Annotated in this window: 19 protein-coding genes and 1 pseudogene; 5 read left to right on the top strand and 15 right to left on the bottom strand. The window is 62.3% G+C overall.

Annotation, left to right across the window (positions count from 1 at the left end; genetic code table 11):
• Nucleotides 1–4 precede the first annotated feature (4 nt).
• From VMH22_13325 to VMH22_13305, 5 genes are all read right to left on the bottom strand, one after another.
• The gene (locus VMH22_13325; protein HTW92669.1) at nt 5–2,335 is read right to left on the bottom strand and encodes an ATP-dependent Clp protease ATP-binding subunit; all 2,331 of its coding nucleotides are present in this window, start codon (nt 2,333–2,335) and stop codon (nt 5–7) included.
• A gap of 97 nt (nt 2,336–2,432) precedes the next feature.
• Nucleotides 2,433–4,742, bottom strand: a complete 2,310-nt coding sequence (locus tag VMH22_13320) for a tetratricopeptide repeat protein (protein ID HTW92668.1) — start codon at nt 4,740–4,742, stop codon at nt 2,433–2,435.
• Nucleotides 4,743–4,861: 119 nt separating this feature from the next.
• Complete coding sequence (locus VMH22_13315) at nt 4,862–5,656, bottom strand: hypothetical protein (GenBank protein ID HTW92667.1); 795 nt, start codon at nt 5,654–5,656, stop codon at nt 4,862–4,864.
• 200 nt (nt 5,657–5,856) lie between these two features.
• Nucleotides 5,857–7,059 (bottom strand): ATP-binding protein, encoded by a 1,203-nt coding sequence (locus tag VMH22_13310; GenBank protein HTW92666.1) that lies wholly within the window; start codon nt 7,057–7,059, stop codon nt 5,857–5,859.
• Entirely contained in the window at nt 7,056–7,286 is a 231-nt protein-coding gene (locus VMH22_13305; protein HTW92665.1) for a hypothetical protein, read from the bottom strand. The genes VMH22_13310 and VMH22_13305 overlap by 4 nt, the downstream gene beginning before the upstream one ends.
• A 392-nt stretch (nt 7,287–7,678) precedes the next feature.
• Between VMH22_13305 and VMH22_13300 the strand changes: the two genes are divergently transcribed.
• The 5 genes from VMH22_13300 to VMH22_13280 all read left to right on the top strand — a co-directional run bounded on the left by VMH22_13300 (nt 7,679) and on the right by VMH22_13280 (nt 11,951).
• Nucleotides 7,679–7,834, top strand: a complete 156-nt coding sequence (locus tag VMH22_13300) for a hypothetical protein (GenBank protein HTW92664.1) — start codon at nt 7,679–7,681, stop codon at nt 7,832–7,834.
• 955 nt (nt 7,835–8,789) lie between these two features.
• On the top strand, nt 8,790–9,002 hold the full coding sequence (locus VMH22_13295) for a 2-oxoisovalerate dehydrogenase (GenBank protein HTW92663.1): 213 nt from the start codon (nt 8,790–8,792) through the stop codon (nt 9,000–9,002).
• Entirely contained in the window at nt 8,999–9,247 is a 249-nt protein-coding gene (locus VMH22_13290; GenBank protein HTW92662.1) for a type II toxin-antitoxin system HicA family toxin, read from the top strand. Before VMH22_13295 ends, VMH22_13290 begins: the two co-directional genes overlap by 4 nt.
• Nucleotides 9,248–9,621: 374 nt before the next feature.
• Nucleotides 9,622–10,986, top strand: coding sequence for an MATE family efflux transporter (locus tag VMH22_13285; protein HTW92661.1), 1,365 nt, complete (start codon nt 9,622–9,624; stop codon nt 10,984–10,986).
• Nucleotides 10,987–11,126: 140 nt separating this feature from the next.
• A complete protein-coding gene (locus VMH22_13280) occupies nt 11,127–11,951 on the top strand; it encodes a GNAT family N-acetyltransferase (GenBank protein HTW92660.1) in 825 nt (274 codons plus the stop codon).
• A gap of 178 nt (nt 11,952–12,129) precedes the next feature.
• Here VMH22_13280 and VMH22_13275 read toward each other — a convergent pair whose 3' ends face one another.
• The 10 genes and pseudogenes from VMH22_13275 to VMH22_13230 form a co-directional block, all read right to left on the bottom strand.
• Nucleotides 12,130–12,708 (bottom strand): hypothetical protein, encoded by a 579-nt coding sequence (locus VMH22_13275; protein ID HTW92659.1) that lies wholly within the window; start codon nt 12,706–12,708, stop codon nt 12,130–12,132.
• 323 nt (nt 12,709–13,031) lie between these two features.
• A complete protein-coding gene (gene radA, locus VMH22_13270; GenBank protein ID HTW92658.1) occupies nt 13,032–14,402 on the bottom strand; it encodes a DNA repair protein RadA in 1,371 nt (456 codons plus the stop codon).
• A gap of 100 nt (nt 14,403–14,502) precedes the next feature.
• A complete protein-coding gene (gene dnaB, locus VMH22_13265) occupies nt 14,503–15,924 on the bottom strand; it encodes a replicative DNA helicase (protein ID HTW92657.1) in 1,422 nt (473 codons plus the stop codon).
• Nucleotides 15,921–17,213, bottom strand: a complete 1,293-nt coding sequence (gene coaBC / locus VMH22_13260) for a bifunctional phosphopantothenoylcysteine decarboxylase/phosphopantothenate--cysteine ligase CoaBC (GenBank protein ID HTW92656.1) — start codon at nt 17,211–17,213, stop codon at nt 15,921–15,923. Before coaBC ends, dnaB begins: the two co-directional genes overlap by 4 nt.
• 21 nt (nt 17,214–17,234) lie before the next feature.
• Nucleotides 17,235–17,513 carry a hypothetical protein gene (locus VMH22_13255; protein HTW92655.1) on the bottom strand — a complete coding sequence of 93 codons (279 nt, stop codon included), beginning with the start codon at nt 17,511–17,513 and terminating at the stop codon, nt 17,235–17,237.
• A complete protein-coding gene (gmk, locus tag VMH22_13250; GenBank protein HTW92654.1) occupies nt 17,510–18,130 on the bottom strand; it encodes a guanylate kinase in 621 nt (206 codons plus the stop codon). Before gmk ends, VMH22_13255 begins: the two co-directional genes overlap by 4 nt.
• Before the next feature lie 85 nt (nt 18,131–18,215).
• Nucleotides 18,216–19,091 carry a YicC/YloC family endoribonuclease gene (locus VMH22_13245; protein ID HTW92653.1) on the bottom strand — a complete coding sequence of 292 codons (876 nt, stop codon included), beginning with the start codon at nt 19,089–19,091 and terminating at the stop codon, nt 18,216–18,218.
• Nucleotides 19,092–19,203: 112 nt separating this feature from the next.
• Nucleotides 19,204–19,635 (bottom strand): annotated as a pseudogene (gene dtd, locus VMH22_13240) (D-aminoacyl-tRNA deacylase).
• A 1-nt stretch (nt 19,636) separates the two neighbouring features.
• Nucleotides 19,637–20,269, bottom strand: coding sequence for a DJ-1/PfpI family protein (locus VMH22_13235; protein ID HTW92652.1), 633 nt, complete (start codon nt 20,267–20,269; stop codon nt 19,637–19,639).
• A gap of 446 nt (nt 20,270–20,715) precedes the next feature.
• The gene (locus tag VMH22_13230; protein HTW92651.1) at nt 20,716–20,910 is read right to left on the bottom strand and encodes a hypothetical protein; all 195 of its coding nucleotides are present in this window, start codon (nt 20,908–20,910) and stop codon (nt 20,716–20,718) included.
• Nucleotides 20,911–21,054: the final 144 nt, after the last annotated feature.

Here is a 21,054-nt window from a genome sequence, read left to right as displayed (position 1 = left end):
CCCGCTAGTGCGCTTCTCGGACGACCGGCACAACCACGAGCCCCTGTTCGCCGCGCACGAGCTGCCAGGCGTCATGTTCCTTCAGCCTGCCGCTCAGAATCAGCCCGCTCAAAGGGGCTTGGACGAGCCGCTCCACTGTGCGCTGAAGCTCCCTGACCCCGTACTCCGGGCTAAAGCCTGCCTGCGCGAGTGCCAGCTCCGCTTCCTCGCTGACGTGCAGCGTGACGTTGTGCCGCTTGCGCAGTTCCTCTGCAATCGCGTCCAGCATCGGCCGCAGGATTCTCCTCGCGTCCTCCTCGCTCAGCGGCCGAAAGACAATCTGCTCGTCAACCCGATTGATGAACTCGGCCCGGAACCGCGCCTTGACCTCATGCTGCATCGCTGCGCTTGATTCAGCCTTATCCTGGAAACCGACATTGAACTGCTTGCCGGCCTGGATGTTGGAGGTCATGACGAAGATGGCGTTCCTTGCGTCCGCGGTTCTGCCCTTGGCATCGGTGACGCGGCCCTCATCGAAGACCTGCAGGAACAGGTCAAAGACCCTCGGGTGAGCCTTCTCCACCTCGTCCAGCAGGACAACTGAATAGGGCTTCGTCCGCAGCCTGCCGGTCAACTGCCCTTCCTCCTCATGACCAACATAGCCGGGCGGCGACCCGATGAGCTTGGCAGCGCTGTGCTCTTCCATGTACTCGGACATGTCGAGCCGTATCATGTCGGACTCGCTGCCGAAGAGAAACTCCGCCATCAGCTTCGCCAGTTGCGTCTTTCCCACGCCGGTGGGTCCGAGGAAAAGGAAGACCCCAAGCGGGCCGCGCCTTTGGGCCAGCCCGGCATGGGCCATGAGGAGCCGCCGGCACACGCGCTCCACCGCCTCATCCTGACCAATGAGCCGCTTCTTCAGGAACGAGTTGAGTTCCAGCAGCCGGGACTGCGCCATCCCTTCCAGATGGCCGGTGACGACTTCCAGCGGCACGCCAATCTTGTCGGACAACACCTGCGCCACGGTCAGCTCTGTAACCTCGCCGCCTGCCTCCCGTCGTCCGTCATCCGTCTTCCGTCTTCCGTTGCCCGGCATCATGCTAAGGACGGGAACCCGTGTTCGCGCCCCGGCCTTGTCCACGAGGTCAATCGCCTTGTCGGGCAACTGATGGTCTGGGTCAAAGCGCACGGAAAGGTTCACTGCCGCCTCAAGCGCCTTGTCGGCAATCCGTACCTTGTGGTGCTCCTCCCACTTCGGCCTCATGCCCCTGAGTATCGCCATTGTCTCATCCGCGCTCGGCTCATTCACGATGATCTTCTCAAACCGTCGCTCCAGGGCCGAGTCCGGCTGAATGTACCGGCGGTATTCGGCGATGGTCGTGGCCCCGATACAACTCAGGTTTCCCCGAGCCAGCGCCGGCTTCATGATATTGGCCGCGTCTATGCTCCCCTCGGCCCTGCCCGCACCCACGACATTGTGCAGCTCATCGATGAAGAGAATCACCTCCGGATGCGCCTGCGCTTCCTTGATGATGCGCGTGAGCCTCTCCTCAAACTCGCCCCGGTACTTGGTCCCTGCCACCAGAGAGCCGACGTTCAGCTCGATGATGCGCTTGCCGCCAAGGACTTGCGAGTCCTTGCCCTCTGCGACTCGGATAGCCAGCGCTTCCACGATTGCGGTCTTACCCACCCCGGCCTCACCCACGAGCACCGGGTTGTTCTTAGTGCGGCGGGCAAGAGTCTGGATTACTTCGAGTAGTTCCCGCCTGCGTCCGATGATCGGGCCGAGCTTCCCTTCCTTGGCCTCTTGCGTAAGGTCGCGGCCATAGCGGTCAAGGTAATGCGTGGCGGTCAAGTCCTGCTTCTGCTCGCCCGCCTGCACCCTCTCCGGCTCGTGCTCTTTCTCGTCCGCTCCTGCTACACCACCCCTCGGCGCTCTTGGCGTCCTTGGCGGTTGATTCTGTCCTTGCAGGTTGGCCAAGGTCCGTGCCCGCAGGTCTGTCGGCTTCACGCCGGCCTCTGCAAGGACGCCGCTGATGACATCACCCGGCTCTTCCAGTATGGCCGCCAGCAGATGAAGGCAGGTAGCTTGGCCCGGCTGCGCCATCTGCTCTGCCCTCGCGAAGACCCGCCTGCAATCCTCACTTCGGTGAACCACCTTCTCTGTCCGCTTGAAGCTGCCCATGCCAAGCCCTTCCCTGACCTGCCGTCGCAGTTGGGTCGAGTCAAGCTCGAAGGCCCGCAGCACGTCCTCAACGCCGTCGCACTCTGCTTGCAGCAGTTCCCGTACGTCCGGCGTGATTTCTGTGCTCTCGCCGCCGAGCACCTTCTCAAGGCTCAGAACACCAGTCATCATGTGTTCCTTCTCGATGTAGTGATGCTTCGCCGCCGCAGCCTCCGAGGCTGCAATCTGCCAAGCCAGGGAGGTGCCAGCTGAGAGTCCTTCCATTGCCTTACTTCGCTTCCAGTTCGCGGACACGCTGCCGAGCGTATGCGATTTCTTCCGCGTGCTGGGCCGGGGCGAGCGCGATGAACTGCCTGTACGACTGAACCGCCTCCTGTCTTCGGCCAAGTTTCTCCTGTGCCAGTGCCCTTGCGTACCATGCCATGCCGTACCGCGGGTCAAGTTCCAGGGTTTTGTCAAAGCAGCCTATGGCCTCCTCGGGCCTGCCTAGGTCATCAAGGCAACAGCCCTTGTTGTACCAGGTTCTTGCGTTCCGCGGGTCAAGTTCCGAGGCCTTGTCAAAGCAGCGAATCGCCTCCTCGTAGCGGCCCAGAGTATGGAGGTCGCTACCCTTGTTGTACCAGGTACTTGCGTCCCGCGGGTCGAGTTCCAAGGCCTCGTCAAAGCAGTGGATTGCCTCACCGTAGCGATTCAGGTGGTGGAGGCAGAACCCCTTGTCGTACCAGGCCGCAGCCTTCTGCGGGTCAAGCTCTAGGGCCTTGTCGATGCAGCGAATCGCCTCCTCGTAGCGGCGCAGGCCGCCGAGGCCACGGCCCTTGTTGTGCCAGGTTAGTGCATCCTGCGGGTCGAGTTCTAGGGCCTTGTCGTAGCAGCGAATCTGCTCCTCATGGCGGCCCAGTCTGCTTAAGCTGACAGCCTTGTTGTTCCAAGCCGACACCAGACGCGGGTCGAGTTCCAAGGCCTTATCAAAGCAGCGGATTGCTTCACTGTAGCGACTCAGGTGGTGGAGGCAGAACCCCTTGTCGTACCAGACCTCCGTGTTCTGCGGCTCAAGTTCCCGAGCCTTGTCAAAGCAGATAAGCGCCTCTTCGTAGCGACTCAGGTCGGCGAGTCTCTTGCCCTTGTTGCGCCATGCTTTTGCATCTCGCGGGTCGAGTTCCAGAGCCTTGTCGTAGCAGCGGATAGCCTCCTCTTGGCGGCCTAGTCTGCCCATGCTGGTACCCTTGTTTTCCCAAGCCGACGCCAGACGCGAGTCAAGTTCCAAGGCCTTGTCGTAGCAGCGAATTGCCTCTTCGTGGCGGCGCAGGCCGGAGAAGACGGTTCCCTTGTTGTACCAAGCGCTTGTGTGCTGCGGGTCAAGTTCCAGAGCCTTGTCGTAGCAGCGGATTGCCTCCTCGTGTCGGCCCAAACTGCCGAGGCTGGTTCCCTTGTTGTTCCAGACTGCTGCGTCCCGCGGGTCAAGTTCCAGGGCTTTGTCAAAGCAGCGAAGCGCCTCTTCGTGGCGGCCCAGGCTGTCGAGGCTGAAACCCTTGTTGCTCCACTCCCAAGCCTCTAGCGTTCCCAACTCGGTCGGTCTCACGGCTTCTCCGGTCAGACGTCGGAGCAATGGTTCGAGGACCCCGCGGAGTTCCTCGAAGCCCCTGTATCTCTTTCCGGGTTCCTTCTCCATACAGCGGTGGATGATGGAAAACAGCGGCGAGTTGAGCTTTGGCACGGGAGCTCTTGTGTGCAGGCGATGCATCTCCCTCCAGAACCGGGCCGATTCCGATTCTCCTATCACCTCGGGCAAAGGCGTAAGGAAGGGAAGCCGGCCGCCGCTCGCCATCTGGAACAGGACAACCCCGAAGGAGTAGATGTCGCTTCTCTCGTCACAGGAGGCAGCGTCAGTAAACTGCTCCGGAGACATGTGGGTCGGTGTGCCAAAGCCTGTCCCTTCCATTGTCTGGCCTGACAGACCGACCGTTCCCTGCTGGATGTTCAACCTGATTCCCGAGACGGCCTGAGACGGGCCGAGCACCCCCGCCAGGCCGAAGTCTGTAATCTTCACCGTCTTGTCCTGACTTATCATGATATTAGCAGGCTTGATGTCCCGATGACAACGGATGCCCTTTGAGTACGCGTATTCCATTCCGTAGCAGAACTGGATTGCCCAGCGCAGGCTCTGGGCCAGGTCAGGTGGCCTTTGTCGCAGATAGCCCTCGAGTGTATTCAGCCCGTGCTCGTCTGGAGCAATATGCTCCATGACGACAAACAACCTGCCGGCGACTTCTTCCACGTAGGAGGCCCGCACAAGATACGGGTGTCGCTCCAGGTCCACCCAGACACTTGCCTCCTTGCGAAACCGCTCTCTCGCATGAGAATCTGCGAGGTATTCATCCCGGAAGGTCTTCAGGGCGTATACATACTTGGTCTCGTGGGAATAGACCAGAAAGACGATGCCGAATCCGCCTGCTCCCAGAATGCCATAGACCTCATACTTCTGGCCAATGACATCGCCCTTCTTGTACGCGGCCCCGGACACGGAATCCCTGAGACCAGGAATGCGGGGAACGCTCGGACTCAGTGAATCGCTATTCATGCTCGTGCCCTTCTGCACGGGCGCCGTGCAACGTCGAGTATCTTGGACAGGTCGTAGCCAGGCTGACAGCGAGGTCGCGCGCGGTTGTGGACAGGAGACCCCTCATAGAAGCGCCCACGTCAGCCGTGGCTCTTCCTGGATGGATTGAAGAACTCCGTGTGTTTGGCCGCAACGAACCCGTCTTTTGTCAGAATGAGTTCCTCGGGGTCATTGGTGGTGAACAAATCTAGAGGCTTCTGATGCTTAGTGACATCGCCCACCGCGAGTCGCTGAAGCGCCCATGCGAACTGAAATAGGTGTATTTCGTACCTGAACAGGACAGTCAGTGCCTTGCCGCTTCTGGCCGTGACCTCCTCGTGGGTAGCCTTACCGTCAGCGAACTTGCGGAGCGTCGTCTCCAGGTCGTCGAGTGCGGTATGCAGCCGGAGAGACGACTCGTTGAGCGCCGTGACGGCCGGCCGCATGTCGGCCAGTAGGAACTCTTGGTCTAGAAATGTCTTGGCAATGCCCACGGTCTCCCTCGACAGCCTAATCTGGAGCCGAGCGAAGGAAATCGACTCCTCATCCTGGTAGTACGTGCCCGCCAGTTCAGGTATCACGTCGGCCCGCGCCTCACCACTCGCCACGCGCTTGGGAGGGCTTTGCGACGGCATCCAACCATGGCCAATTGTGGCAACCAGCGTACTGATGGACCCGAGGGCCGCTTGGGTCTTGTCCAGCTGACGGGACACCGCCCTGCAGGCATCATACCGCAGACGGACCCTGAGCATTCTCTTCTCGCGCCCCAAGGAGAAGATGGCCGCGAGGATCGAGGCCCCAATTGCGGCCAGCGCAGTTATCAGGGCGAGGATGGTGGCAGTAGATCCAGTCTGTCGAATTCCAACCCAGACGGTGTCTGCCGCCATCACGAGCAAATCCGTGGAACGAACCGTTTCCTGTCGCGGGTCAAGGTCCCTTCTTTCGGACTGAGGGTCGGACGCCTTCCGTCATGGGCAGGTTGCAGCGGAAACGGGCAGTCTTGTCATCTCAAGGCGTGTGCCGCCCATCATCATGCTTCCTGTCCTCTGGTCGTAGCGCGCCGACCGCCTTGTAGGTCGTAGTACCATGGCACAGATCAGACGTGACCATATTGGCTGTCCTTAATCGAGGGTGCGCGCTCGTGCCCGAATGCGTTGTATACCACGTCCGCGAACCGTTGAGCTTGTGACTCAGGTGTCTCACTCGTCGAGTACGACCACGGTTCTACGACTAGGTTGGGGACTTCCGGACATCCCCGCGGGTCGGCGTCGCGGGAGCGATGGTCGGAACCGCCGGTGAGGGCGACCGGCATGTCGCGTAGTCTCAGTCCTTCCGTCTTCGCAATGGCACCGAAGGCGAAGACTTCGCCTTCATACCCTAGCTTATGGTAGACTTGAGACGCGAGCCGGAAGAAATCGACACAGAGCGATGCGAAGCCCCCAAACTCGATCTCGTCTTCGCGAACACCGCCGATGCCCGTGATGCACCTGTTGCGGAGCTCTAGGTATCCATTCCTGTGTAACGCAAGGGACGGTTGTTGAGGCTCAGCCCGCCACAATCTGACCAAGCCTCTCAACGTGGGTCGTATCTCCTCGTGCTGGGGGTCCATCTCGGGCAACAGCGACGCGCGATTCTGCTTGCCGTGCGGCCTCGCCAGGATTTCTCTGGCCCATGCCTCGCCGGGTCCGATGGGTCGCTCGGGCTGCAATGCCGGCAGCGCGCCAAGAACCAGCCTTGGCTCGGAGATCCCTGAGTTCAGGGCTGCTCTCTTGGCACCCTCCAGGTAGTCTTCCGAGAGTTTCAGGTACTCACGTCCGAACCTGAACGACTCGCCGATGTCCGCTGTCGTCATTCTGCTCTTGTGCCTGCCGTGACGCCTCCAGAATCTGTCCTCGCCGCCAACGGTAACCATGTGCGGAGCACGGCTGCTCCGTGGAACGCTGACAATGATCACCCCTTTCGCTGGGTCGGCGAATGGGACAGCGTAGACCTTGAGTCCGGGGATTCTCGGATCAATGCCGGTCATTGCGCTCTGTTCGTAGCGAGTGCACTCCAACTTGTACTCATTGAGACCAGGGATGCTCTGCGGCCGTCCGTCCCCGTCTTCTTCGACCCCAACAATGACCTCGCCGCCGTAGGCGTTTGCGAACGAAGTGATGTCTCTCAGCAGTTCTTTCGTGTCGCTCCCATACGCGTCTCTCTTGTAGTCTAGATACTGGGACTCTTGGGCTCCGGTGGACTTCAGGGCCTCGATGTCTGTGCTGGCGACCACGTCAAGCGGCTTGCCGAAAACGCTCACGATGAGCCTCCTTTCTCACACATGTCCCAGCCAAGCCCGGTGAAGAAGGGGTTGAGGAACTCAAGGCGGAGTTGTTCTTCTTTGTAGTCGCCGGAGAGGAAGACCTCGCGGTTCTGGTCGAGTCGGTCAAGGAATTGCGGAGACGCCTGCTCATGTCGGGCGGTGTTGCGGACGGGCGAGGAAATAAGGTCGCGGGACGCGGGCCTTGCCACACTTGGGCACGACATGCTCGATTATCGGTCGAGCCCATCGTGCTGTCAAGCACCTAAAAACCCGCTAGGACGTACGGGCCGACAAGCGCCACGCGTCTCCGGGGACAACTGCTCACGGGATTTCAGGGAAACCTCACTCATTTCGGGCGGGGTTGCGGACAGGCGAGGCAATACGCTTGCGGCGGGGCGCGGGACGAGAAAAGGACTGAGGAAAGAGGACTGAAGAGTGAGGCGAGGAAGAAAGACCGAGGTCGGAGGATGGAGGATTCACGTCAGGACCTGAGGACGAAGTTCCGAGCAGCGACGGAGACGTCGGGTTTGGCCGGATTTGGCCTTGCATCAGTAGGGATGTTATTCGTGCATGGCCCGGAGTCAAGCGGACGCACGGATGCGGACGCACAGGAATAATGGGGCAGGCGCAGGGCTGGATACCGTTGCAGAAGCAGGAACGGCGGCTGTTTCGGGTGCGGGAACGTGGGCCGGAACGGACGCTGTTTCGGGGCCGGGAACAGATGCTGTTACGGGCACAGGCACGAAAGCCGTTGCGGCAGCAGGGCCGGTAGCCGTTGCGATACGAGGACCAGGTGCGGTTCAGGGCGCAGGAGCAGTGCCGGGATCAGGCGCTGTTGGGGTTCGAGTGCCGGAGGCTGGTGCGAGGGCCGAGCATGGGGCCGGAGCGGTTGCCGTTGCAGCGGCTGGAACGGCCGCTGTTTCCGGGGCTGGGCCGGCCGCAGGAACGAGGGCCGGATGGGGGACAGGAACTCCCCCAGCCGTGTAGGGGACAGAGAAGACCGGATAATTCAGAAACCAGAATTCAGAGACCAGAAACAAGAAATGCCCGAACGGGGAGGACTTAGGACACGACGGCGGGGACGAGGTCAAGAGGCAGAAGCCAAGAGCCAAAAGGCAAAACCGGAGACGTGGAACGATGAACGAGTGGACTCCGGGTTCACCGAGACGGCAAAAAGAACTGGAGGTTCAGTGACACTCGCCAACCGAGCGTAACTCAATTACTCTCGGTCGGTTAAATACTGTCGTGTCGCGGAAAATCCGCATATAGGGGTCGCCTGGGGGCTTGCCTCTTGGGGAGCTTTCGAAGAAGCGATGAAACGAGCTTTGAGATGAGCTTTGAATCGAGCTTTCAAAAGAACTCTGACGCGAGCTTTCGACGGAGCTTTGCAGCGAGCGATGTGAGAAGCAATGCGCTGAGCCTTGAGATGAGCGATGCGCGATGCGATGTGACGAGCTTTGAGCTGAGCAATGGAAGATGCTATGAAGTGAGCTTTCGAGTAAGCTTTCTAAGGTACTTTCAGGCGAACTCTGAAACGAGCTTTCTGACGAGCTTTCAGCGCAGCCTTTGGCTGCGAGTTTCCAGTTCCCAGTTACCAGTTTCCAGTGTCCGAACTTGAGCGCCAGGTGGCGGCTGACCTGCGTAATCTGCGGTTGTCCTATCTGGCGGGCTCTGTTGTGGTCGAGTATAATGGTATGTGCCTCATCAGTACCTGAAAGGCAGGATTAATGGCAACGGTTGAGTTCATGGTCGAGGAGCGGGACGGCGGGTTTGTTGCCCGGTCGTCGTGCGGGTGCATCGTGACCGAAGCCGATACGCTGGAGGAACTCTACACCAACGTGCGCGAGGCCGCGGTGTGCCACGCCGCGGAGTGCGCCAAGCCGGACGCGATCAAGCTGCGGTTCGTGCAGGTCGTGCGCGAAGAGACAATCACGCCGTGAAGCTGCCGCGCGATGTCTCGGGCCAGCACCTGGCGCACCTGCTCGGGCATTTCGGCTACCAGGTGACGCATTGCGTCGGCAGCCACATGCGCCTGACGACGCACGAGCGTGGCGAGCACCACGTCACGATACCGGCCCACGAGTCGCTTCGCGTGGGCACGCTTGAGTACATCCTGGCAAGCGTGGCGCATCATCTCGGAATCGACCGCGGCGAACTCGAACTCCGGCTCTTCGGTTCGTCCTGAGCCCGCGCTCCAGCGTTCGGGTTCTGGGGTTCAGGGGTTCTGGTTAGGAACCTGCGACATCCGTGGTAGTCCTTTCCGGGCGAGACCCTTCGACTCGTCATACTCGCTCAGGGCGACGCTGCGCGTCGTCTGCGGTTCTCGCCGTCCGCGTCTCTAGTCGGCGGAATCGGCGTAATCTGTGAACGTTCCCTCCGCGTCCTCGATTCTGATTTCTCCTCTGTCCGAATCCTGAATCTGCGACATCAGCGGTCGTCTCCTTCCGTTCGGGCTTGGGACACGATCCGAATCCTCGGCGGATTCGGTCATGTCCCCGCCCGCGTCATCTGCGTAATCTGCGGTTGCGCCCGCAGTTCTCTTCGGTAGTATCTCGCTTCATGTCTGAAGAGACACGTCTGAGCACGGTTGACCTGTCCGGCAGGCTGGGCCACGCGATATGGCAGGTTGCCTGGCCGGTGATGACCGGGCAACTGCTGTACACGATGCTGACCGTTGTCGACATGTTCTGGGTCGGCCGGCTGGGCGCGGCGACCGTGGCCGCGGTGGCGCTGGGCGGCTCGGTGCTCAGCGTGCTCTATTCGCTGGGGCAGGTGGTGATGGTCGGCGTGCTCGCGACCGCATCGCGCGCGGCCGGCGCGGACAGCAGAGCCGGTGTGCGGGAGAGCCTGCGGCACGGGCTCATGCTGGCGGTGCTCGGTTCGATTCCGCTGGCCGTGTTCGGCGTGATTCTCTCCGGCCGCATCCTGGGTTGGTTCGGAGCGGCGCCCGACGTCGTGGCCGCGGGCCGGGGTTTCCTCGCGATACTGCTGGCAGTGCTGCCCGGTTTCTTCGCCGGGATGGTGCTCTATTCCGGGTTCCAGGCGCTCGGAGACACGCGGACGCCGATGTTCATCACCCTCGCGACCAACGTCCTCAACTTCGCGCTCGACCCGTTGCTCATCTTCGGCTGGCTGGGCCTGCCGCGGCTGGGCGCAGCCGGAGCGGCGCTGGCAACCGTTCTGTCTCAATCCGGCGGGCTGGTGGCGATGGCGATACTACTGCACCGGCGCGAGCTTCTCACTCTGCGCGGGCCGGTCAGGCCCGCGGCGGTCAAGACGATTCTCAATATCGGGATTCCTGCCGGACTGCAGGCCATCACCCGGCCGCTCACCGGCATGCTATTGTTCGGCATCGTGACCCGGTTCGGCACGGCCGCAACCGCGGCATTCGGCATCGGGCTCAGACTGCTGCAGCTCATGTATATCTATCTCGGCGGTCTGGCCTCGGCCGGGCAGACGCTCGTGGGCCAGAGCCTCGGACAGCAGAAGCCGGAGCTGGCGCTGAAGGTCAGTCAGCGTGTCCTCTGGATCGCCTCTCTGCTTCAGCTTGCGGTGATGCCCGTGCTGTTTCTGTCGGCCCCCTTGCTCGTGCGTGTGTTCAACGGCGACCCGGACGTCGTGCGCTACGGCACTGCGTACCTGCGCGTGCTCGCGCCGATGCTCATCGTACTCGGTTTGTCGACCGCCTGGGACAGCGCCCAGCGTGGGGCTGGGGCAACCCGTAACCCGATGGTTGCCGCGCTCGTCTCCAACTGGGGAATCAAGATTCCGGCCGCGCTGCTCTTCGCGCGAGCGATGGGGCTCGGCGTCATCGGCGTCTGGCTGGGCATCGGTGTTTCCATCGTCGTCGAGGCAGGGATTCTCGCCGTCGGCTACTACCGGAACCGATGGGTACACAACGAAGTCGCGTGGGAGGTCGCATGAGCGGATCCAGACAATTCAGAGGTCAGAAACCAGAATCCAGAGAGCAGAATTCGCGGCGCGGCGATTCGGGATGCCATAAGCAGTCAGCGAGGGGCGCTAGGCGAGTGGCGTCCGCGACGCTCCGCGTTCGACCAATGGCCTTGGCTGACAAGCCTGCCGTGCTGCGGATTTCACGCCGTATATGGGAAGGCAACGACTACGTGCCGCTCTTCTTCGACCGCTGGGTGGAAGACGGCGGGTTCTGGGCAGCAGAGCTTCGACGGAGAATCGTCGGCTATGGCAAGGCGACGCAACTGTCACCGGGAGAGTACTGGCTGGAAGGCCTGCGGGTCGATCCGGAATGCCGCAAGCAGGGGATAGGGAAGGAGCTGTCGCGTCGGGTGCTGGACAAGACGCTTGAATCACGGCCGGTCTCGCTCCGACTCGCAACCGCCGACGTGAACCACGAGTCGCTCCACATCATCGAGACCGTGATGCGTTTCAAACCACTCGCGCAGTACCGGTTCTTTCTCGGCGAGCCCAAGAAGTCACGGCCGGGACCAGCGCTCGTCACGCCATCGGTTGCTGAGGCGCTGCACTACGTCAGGCGAAGCTCGGAGCTCGCGGCCAGCAAGGGCCTGCTGCAGTACACCTGGCTGTTCCGGACCCTCGACCGGCGATACATGGCGGAGTTGGCGCGTTCCGGTTACGCTTTCGGATATCGGTCAGGCGGAAGTCTGGCAGGGTTGCTTGTGCTGAGGCCGCACCGGTACCATGGGAACGATCTCGACATCTCCTTCGTCGCCGGCAACAGACAGGCGCTCGCGGCTTTCCGTTCCTTCATTTCCCGTGTGGCGTACGATTGCGGAGCGAAGAGCATCAGCGGGATGGCGGCGAGCGACGAGATGGCAGCGGCGTTCGCATCACTCGGCCTCAAGCCGCACCCGCGTATCGGCAAGGTGCTGGTGTACGAGTACCCGATTTAGAGGACCGGACAAGTCAGAGACCGGAATTCAGATACCAGAAATCAGAAGTTCGGACGCCTGCAATTCTGAGTCCTGACCTCCGATCTATCCGGGCCTGGCTATCTCGTTGGATTCGGCAGAACGAGCCAAGCAAGAAGCCGGACGCCAAGGCAGGCGTCCGGCTTCGATTCCGAGATGCCTACTTGACCTCGGCGAAGCGGGGCTTGGCGAACACGACCCGGCCGACGTCGGTGTCGAGCCCGCCCTGGATGACGACCTCGATTTCCTGGCCTACCGTATTGGCAGCTCCGGACACGACGACTTTGATGCCGCCTTCGAGGTAGCCGATGCCTTCGTCCGTCTCTTTGCCTTTCTTGGCGATGCGGACCTTGAGCTCGGTGCCGGGCAGGTAGGTCGGCCGGAACAGGTTGTAGATTTCGCTCGTCGTGACCGCGCTGCCGTCACCGAGGGCGGTCTTCAGGTTCGGGTCGGCTGTGACGAGCGTGGCCTTGTTCTTGCGCACCGCAGCCAGCAGTTGGTCTTTCTTCAACAGGTTCTTGTCCAGTTTGACCGTGACGCCGGGGATTGCCTTCAGTTTCTCGATGGTTTCCCAGGCACGGCGTTTGGCGTGGTCGTTTCCGCCCTTGTCCGTTGGGTGGTCCGGTTCAGGGAGCAGGAGTTTGCCCTGCATCAGGCCGAAAGCGATGAACTCGGCGATGCGAGGGTCGGTCAGTGTCTCATAGTCGATGACATACGTTTTCTTGTTGCCGAAAAGCATTACTCCTCCGCCCCGGGCAGGTACCCGGAGGCGTATGGCCCGAGAACGTACGACCGAAGTCAGAAAGCAGAAGGCAGGGTACAGAAGGTAGAGTGTTCAGGAATTCTGAATTCTGATTTCTGGTTTCTGAATTCTGGATTGTCCGTTCGGTTCTCGGGCTGCTACTGGTTATTCCGGCGCAGATGGACGAGGAATCATGGTCGAAGTCAGAAGCGAGAAGCGAGATTGCGGAGGCTTGAGCGCCCCGAACTTCTGTGTTCTGCATTCTAGCATCTAGCATCTGCACTCGTCTGGTCTTGCGCCGGTGGTCCGGCTTGGGCGGCTCAGAAATCAGGTACTTCACCGAGCGCCTCGCGGACCGTATCAACAGGCTTCAGTTGCGCCCCGGCGGTGCGCGTCTTCTTGGTGACGCTGCGCCGGGGCACTACCACATTGGTGAATCCCAGCCGTGCCGCTTCCGCGATGCGTGACTCGGTGCGGGCGACCGAGCGGACCTCGCCGCCCAGCCCGACCTCGCCGATGAACACCGCGTCCTGGGGCAACGGCTGGTTGCGAATCGAAGACGCCAGGGCCGCGATGACCGCGAGGTCGGCCGCAGGTTCCTGGATTTTCAGGCCGCCGGCGATGTTGACGAAGATGTCCTGTCCGGCGGCGCTGACTCCGGCCCGGCGCTCGAGCACACAGAGGAGCATGCTCAGTCGCCTTGCGTCGAAACCGGTGGCGACGCGCTGCGGCAGGGCAAAGGGCGTGGATGCAGCGAGGGCCTGGATTTCGACGAGCAGGGGCCGGGTGCCTTCGATGGTAGCGACGACCGCTGACCCGGACACGTCCGGATGGCGGCCGGAGAGAAAGAACTCGGACGGATTGGCGACTTCGGCGAGGCCGGATTCGGTCATCTCGAAGACGCCGATCTCATTGGTCGAGCCGTACCGGTTCTTGGCGGCACGGACGATCCGGTACTGCTGGAACCCCTCGCCCTCGAAGTACAGGACGGTATCGACCATGTGTTCGAGGGTGCGGGGGCCGGCGACGGCGCCGGACTTGGTGACGTGGCCGACGATGAACGTGGTCACGGTGCGCGACTTGGCCAGGCGGAGCATCTCGGCCGTGCACTCGCGGACCTGGCCGACGCTGCCCGGCGCACTCGTGAGACTCGAACGGAACATCGTCTGGATGGAATCGACGACGAGCAGGCCGGGCTGCACTTCATCGGCCGCGCCCAGTATCTCGTCGAGGTCAATCGCGCAGAGGATGTAGATGCTGTCAGCCTTTGCCGACAACCGTTCGGCGCGGAGGCGGACCTGTTCGGCCGATTCTTCGCCGGTGACGTAGAGCACCTTGGTGCCGGCCTTGGCGAGTTCGTTGCAGACCTGCAGCGTCAGGGTCGACTTGCCGATGCCGGGCTCGCCACCGATGAGCAGGAGCGAGCCCGGAACGAGCCCGCCGCCGAGAACGCGGTCAAGCTCGCCGATGCCGGTCGAAGTACGCTTGGCCGACCTGGAAACGACCTGGCTGAGTTTGACCGGACGGGCGCCGGTCGTCGCGACGCGCACGCGCTCGTTGACCTTGCCCGCGCGTTTCGCCACCCGCTGTTCCTCGACCAGCGTGTTCCACTGGCCGCAGGACGGACACCGGCCCAGCCAGCGCGGAGTTTCGAACCCGCAGTTCTGGCAGACGAAAGCAGAAGACTTCATGCGTAAGGATGAAGGATGAAGGATGAGGGATGAACTGCAGACCTGGAACCGGGAAACGTATCCGAGCTGCTAGCTGTTGGCTGTAGGCTGTTAGCCGTTCTCATTCCGGCAGGACGTCCTCGGCTTCTTCTTCCTCGGGCGGGCCCAGCGGTCCCTGCATCTCGCGGCCGGCGGGGTTCTCGAAGCGCATGCACTCAGGCAGGTAGGTCAGCGGAATCTCGCCGGTCGGTCCGTTGCGTTGCTTGGCAATGTCGAGATGGGCCTCGTGCTCGATGTTGGGGTCGACGTTCTCGCCTTTCTGATACATTGCCGGACGGAAGAGGAAGAGCACCACATCCGCATCCTGCTCGATTGAGCCGGACTCGCGCAGGTCGGCGAGCTGGGGCCGGCGGTCGTCACGTTTCTCGGTCGCCCGGGAAAGCTGGGAGAGCACGACAACCGGGATCTCCAGCTCCTTGGCCATGGCCTTGAGCGCGCGAGTGATTTCGGTTATTTCCTGTTGGCGATTGGCCTCACGTCGCCGGGTGGTCGCCTCCATCAGCTGCAGGTAGTCGATGATAACCATGGAGAGGGGGCCCTGGGACTTCAGTCGCCGGGCGCGGGCACGCATGTCGAGCGCAGTCAGCCCGGGCGTGTCATCCACGTGGATCGGGGCTTCGTACAGCCCGCCGAGCGTGGCCGCCAGCCGCGTACGCTGGCGCGGAGTCAGCATGCCGCGGCGCAGCGAGTGCATGCTCAGACCCGCCTCCGAGCACATCAGCCGCTGCGTCAGGGCCTCGGCCGACATCTCAAGGCTGAATATCGCGGTTGGAACCGGGCGACGGGTGTTGGCTTTTGCGGCAATGCTGAGCGCAAAGGCGGTCTTGCCCATGCCGGGGCGGCCGGCGATGATGATGAGGTCCCCGGGTTGGAACCCGCTGGTTCTTTCGTCCAGATCGGTGAAGCCGGTCTCGATGCCGGTTATCAGCTTCTTGTCGGCCATCGCTTTCTCAACCCGCTCCATCTCGACTTTCAGCAGGTCCTTCATGTTGGCGAAGCCGCGGCGGGAGCCCGCCTCGCGGATGTTGAATATCTTCTGTTCGGCTTCTTCCACCAGTTCGTTGGCCCGGCGCGATTCGTCGTAGCTGGCCTGGACGATTTCGGTCGCGGTGCTGATGAGCTGGCGCTGCACGGACTTCTCGAGTACGAGCTGGGCGTACTCCTCGCAGTTGGCGGTGGTCAGCACGCCGTCGAGCAGCGCGGACAGGAAGGACTGTCCGCCGATGGCTTCGAGCTCTTTCATCCGTTTCAGCTCGGTGGTGACGGTGACGATGTCGGTCGGCGAGTTCTGTTCGAACAGAGTGATGACGGCTTCGTAGACCCGACGGTGGGTCTGGAGATAGAAGTCATGGGGTTTCAGGTACTGGAGCACGGTGGGCACAGTGTCGGGATTGAGCAACATCGCCCCGATGACCGCCGCCTCGGCCTCGAGCGCCTGCGGGGGTTTGCGGAGCGAAGACTCAGGAGCGGTCTCGGGGCTCATTTCTTCGTCCTTCCGTGGAGCAGTTCCGCCACCTCGCCCACGAGCACGCGGGCGAAATCGGGTTTGGACATCGGCTTCAGGTTGCGCGGCCTCCCGCTGCGGGTGGCGAGCCGGGCTCTGATGGCGCCCGAGCCGGCGGTGGCGAAGGGATTGGCGACAATCAGGTCAAGGCGTTTGTCTTCAAGCTTGGTCCGCGCCCGCGCCGCAGAATCGTCCAGCGAGAAGCCGATAACGAGCGCATGATGATGGCGCCGGCTCACTTCTTTCAGGATATCCGGCGTCCGTTCGAGCCGGACCGTAATGGCGGGTTCGTGGTGCTTGCCGGGTGCGGCATGGACCGGGCGATAGTCGGCCACCGCGGCGCACATCACCAGCACGTCGGTCCGAGGAAGCCCGGCAAGAACACTCTTGAGCATCTTCTCAGTAGTCGTGGCCCGAATGACCGTGACTCCCGTCGGCAGCGGCACTGACAGCTCTCCGGCAATGAGCCGCACTTCGGCTCCGGCGTCGAGGAAAGCGCGGGCGAGTTCGACTCCCATCCGGCCGGACGAACGGTTGGTGATTACGCGCACCCGGTCGAGCGGCTCCTCGGTACGGCCGGCAGTGACGACAACCCGGGTGCCGGCGAACAGCGGAGCATGGCCGATTGGGGACGGGCTGACGCGGAGGGCCGTGCGGCACTGCTCGAAGATGACCTGGGGTTCGGCCATGCGGCCGGGGCCGGACGTGCCGCAGGCAAGTTCGCCTTCGCCCGGGGAGACGAACCGGTACCCGGCCGCGGACAACTGCCTGATATTGGCCGCGACGGCCGGGTTCTGCCACATGTTCATGTTCATCGCCGGCGCGAAGATGACCTTTCCGTCCTGCACCGTCTTCTTCGGAATCGCGAGCAGCAGCGTTGAGAGCAGGTCGTCGGCAATTCCTGAGGCGAGCTTGCCGATGATGTTGGCGGTTGCCGGCGCAACGACCACGAGGTCGGCCGAGGTCGCAAGGTCGACGTGTTCGATGCGACCTGGAGTCTGACCGGTCTGACTCGTCGGACTGGTCGGACGAGTTCGGGGAAAGAGCTCCAGCGCGACCGGGTGTCCGGTGAGGGCGCGGAACGATTCAGGGCCGACGAACTTGCGGGCCGATTCGGTCATCACTGCCTGGACATCCCAGCCGGCCTTGTGGAACAGCCGCACCAGTTCGAGCGCCTTGTAGGCGGCGATGCCGCCGGTGACGCCGAGCAATACGTGGTGCGGCCTGGGACTACGCGACCGGGCAGCGCGGCTGGTTCGCAGAACCATCGGCAGAGCGCCAGCCGGGGACTAGAGCGTCGGCGGCGGGAGGAACGGCATCCGACTGATGGGCGGCTCCTCGAAGCCTTCACGGGCCAGCGCCTCGATGTCCGCCTCAGTCATCCTTGCCCACTTGACTTCGCCCTTCAGGGTCCGTTCAAGCGCGTATTCGTACGGGCTGACCGGCAACGTGATTTCGTCCTTGTGCATTCCCTCGATGACATGCCGGGCTTCGAGAGCGGCGATATTGACCGCCAGATACTTGTTCGGATAGACCTTCTTCAGTGCTTCGGGTGAGACTATTTTCATTTCCGTGGCCTCCTTCGATCTAGGGACTGGGAGTTAGGGGTTAGGGATTGGGGTGCGGTCGGACTCATTCGCGATGTCCGCAGCCTCTCGGCCCGGATAATCGCCATCACGTCGTCGACCGCCTGCTGCAGCCGGTCGTTGACCACCAGATAATCGAACTCGGGGATTGCGGCCAGCTCCATCTCGCGGTCGGCCTCCCGCCGCTTCACGGCCTCGGTCGAATCGGTGCCGCGGTTGCGGAGCCGCCGGCCGAGCTCGGCCGAGTCGGGAGCAGTGATGAAGATGCTGACCATGCCGGGCAGCGCCTTCCGGCACGAGCGCATCCCCTGGATATCGAGGTCGGCAACCACGTCGCGGCCTTCGTGGAAATTGCGCAGGACCGGCGCCTTCGGAGTGCCATACCGGTGGTCGTAGACACTGGCACTCTCGATCATGCCACCTCTCGCTTCCAGCCGCTGGAACTGCTTCTTCGAATAGAAGAAGTAGCTGCGGCCGTGGACTTCGCCATCCCGCTTCGGCCGAGTCGTGGCCGATACCGAGTAGAAGACGTCCGGGTCGCGACGTTCCACCTCGCGGCTGATTGACGTCTTGCCCGCGCCGGACGGCGAAGAGAGCACAATCAGAAAGGGCGAATGCCGAACGCCAACCGCCGAAGATGGGGCCCCGGACTTCGGAGTTCGGCGTTCGGAGTTCGTACTTGCCCTATTCGACATTCCGCACTTGTTCCTTCAGCTTCTCGATCTCGCCCTTTATCTCGATTGCCCGGCGCGAGATGATCATGTCGCGGGCCTTGGCCGCGAGGGTGTCGGTCTCACGCAGCATCTCCTGCGCAATGAAGTCGAGCTTCTTGCCTGACGCCGCTGACGAGCTGAGCGCGCCGAGGAACAACGAGCAGTGGCTCTTCAGGCGCACGCACTCTTCGTGGATGTCGACTTTCTCGCTGATGAAGGCGACTTCTTCGAGGATGCGCTTGGAGTCGGACTCGACGTTCAAGTCCTTGAGCTGGGCGATGAGGTTAGCGCGTCGTTCTTTCAGGCGTTCCGGCACGCGCTGCTCGATGGCGCGGACCGCGCTCCGTATCTTGGTAACGCGCTTCTTCAGGTCGCTGATCAGCGCCGCGCCCTCGGTCTGCTGCATCTTCACCAGCCGGTTCAGAGCTTGGGCGATGACGGCGCGACATTTGATCCAGAGCCTGCCGTGGTCGGCGTCGGCCTTCTGCGGAGCGACGATGCCGGGATAGGCGAGCACGGTGTTGATGTCGACCTCGCCCGGAATCCGGTACTTCGTCTGCAGCTCGCGCGACAAACGGAGATAGTCGCGCACCATACGGCGGTCGAGCGCGAGGGTCGGAGCTTCGGCGCTCTCGTCGAGCGAAACCTGCAACTGAATGTAGCCGCGGCGCACGCGGCGACGGACCATGTCGCGGACCTCGCCTTCATATGCGGCAATCTGGGGCGGCAGCTTGGCCACCAGCTCCAGATACTTGTGGTTGACCGAGCGGATGTCAACGACAATCTTCGAGCCCCACGGCGGCAGAATCGCTTCGGCCCGGCCTACGCCGGTCATGCTCTTAACCACTGGCAGCGCTCCTCTCGGATAGGGTTCCAGGATTCGAGGATTCGAGGGGTCGAGTGCTCGGACTGGAATCCTGGAGTCCTTGACCCCTTGACCCCTGGCCTTGACTCGGCTCTTCGAGCATCAACGTTACCGGCCCGTCATTAACCAGCTCGACGGACATGTGGGCGCCGAACCGGCCGGTACGGGTCGGCACACCCAGGTGCGAAAGCTCGGACGCGAATCGTTCGTACAACTCCTTCGCCCGCGTCGGCTCACCCGCGTTCGTGAACGACGGTCGCAGTCCCCGGCTCGTATCGGCGTAGAGCGTGAACTGCGACACGACCAACGCCTGGCCGTGGGTGTCGAGCAGCGAGCGGTTCATCTTGCCTGCCTCGTCATCGAAAATCCTGAGCCGGGCGGCCTTCGACGCCATCCGCCGGCACGTTTCCTCGCTGTCCTCTCGGCCCACGCCGACCAGGAGCAGCATGCCGGGCCCGACCTCGCCGATGGTCTCGCCGTCGACCGTGACCTTCGCCCTCGTCACCCTCTGAATCGCCACGCGCATGTCACCTGGTCTCAAGCACCGCCGAGGCCACGGCTTTGCCGAAGGCGCGCGCCTGGTCGTCAGTGGCCGCGGTGATGATATTGCGGTCGATCACCAGGTTCTTGAAGCTGAACCTCGCACCGCCCTGCTTCAACCAGTTGATGGCGTCACGGTCGTGAAACACGGCCGCCGTGTGGCCCTTCAGCACTCCAGCGCGGGCCAGCGTCACCGGCGCGATGCCGATGGCGGCAACGACCTTGCCATTATCCGCGAACTCGCGGCACTTGGCCTGAACCAGCGAATCGTCCCAGTAGAGCGCGGCCCCGGACCCGCCGACGAGCACGAGCCCGGCATAATCCGACACGCCTGCGTCACGCAGGGTGATGTCGGTGTTCACCAGCACCTGGTCCAGGCTCGAAGCTATGCCCGTGTTCATTGCGGCAATCCGGGTCTGCAATCCGGCCCGCGTAAGCTGCGCCAGCGCCGGCTCAAACTCCTCGCCCGAGAACAACTGCTGGGGAAGGAATATCAGCACGGTACGGGCCGAAGTCCCGGTCGGCACGGGCTGCTGAGACAGGGGAATCGGCACCGGTGGAGCGAGGGCTGTTCCCGCCAGAACCAGTACAAAGATAATGTAACCGGGTGCTCTGTGCATATAATCAGACAGTGTAGGATATTCGGACAAGAGCAAAAGTCAAGCCCTCCCGGTCCCGGTCCGGGCAGTACCCGGTGATTACGCGGATGCCGCAGACGACACGAAGTGTCACCCTGAGTGGAACGAAGCGGAGTCGAAGGGTCTCTCAGAGCAACTACTGATAACACCGATGAACACAGACAGACACAAGCAGGCTCATGCCGTGGTTCCGGGCGGGGACATGACCCAATTGTCCGCAATTGGGATCGTGTCCCAAGCCCGACCGAGAGGCACAACCGCAGATTACGCAGATAACGCAGATTCTCCGGCCGGAATCTAGGAGCCGCAAGACCCGGGCTGTCGCAACCGCCAAGAGCGCCAAGGTCAGAACCGCAGACTCGGCAGAGACGCGAACACAGCACCTCACATCGCACGCCGCATCGCTCCTTCCATGGCATCGTCCATGGCTAACTGCATAGCTCATCCAACCGGAATCCCAACTGCACCTCCACGTCGACCTCAACCTGCATCTTCGCATGCTCCCGCCAGTGGACCTCGCATCGCTCAAACAACTGCTCAGAGCATTGCTCCCTGCCAAGCTCGCCCGAAAGCTCAACTCGCCGCACGCCCGGACGCACCGACAATGGCTCCTTCAGATTCATCCTGCTACGCTCCCTTGAACACAGTTCGAGGGGAATTCTCGACTTCCTCTTCGCAGACACCGCCAAGCCATACCGGTGCTGTCTGACAAACGGTTCGCCACCTCGCCGGCTTGGTCACCCCCGCTGACCAAGCCCGAAGCCTGA

The sequence above is a fragment of the bacterium genome, from assembly GCA_035505375.1.
GTDB lineage: Bacteria > Hydrothermota > Tepidihabitantia > Tepidihabitantales > Tepidihabitantaceae > UBA2258.
Note: the sequence above shows the minus strand (reverse complement) of the source record. Positions and strands in the feature narration are given on the sequence as shown.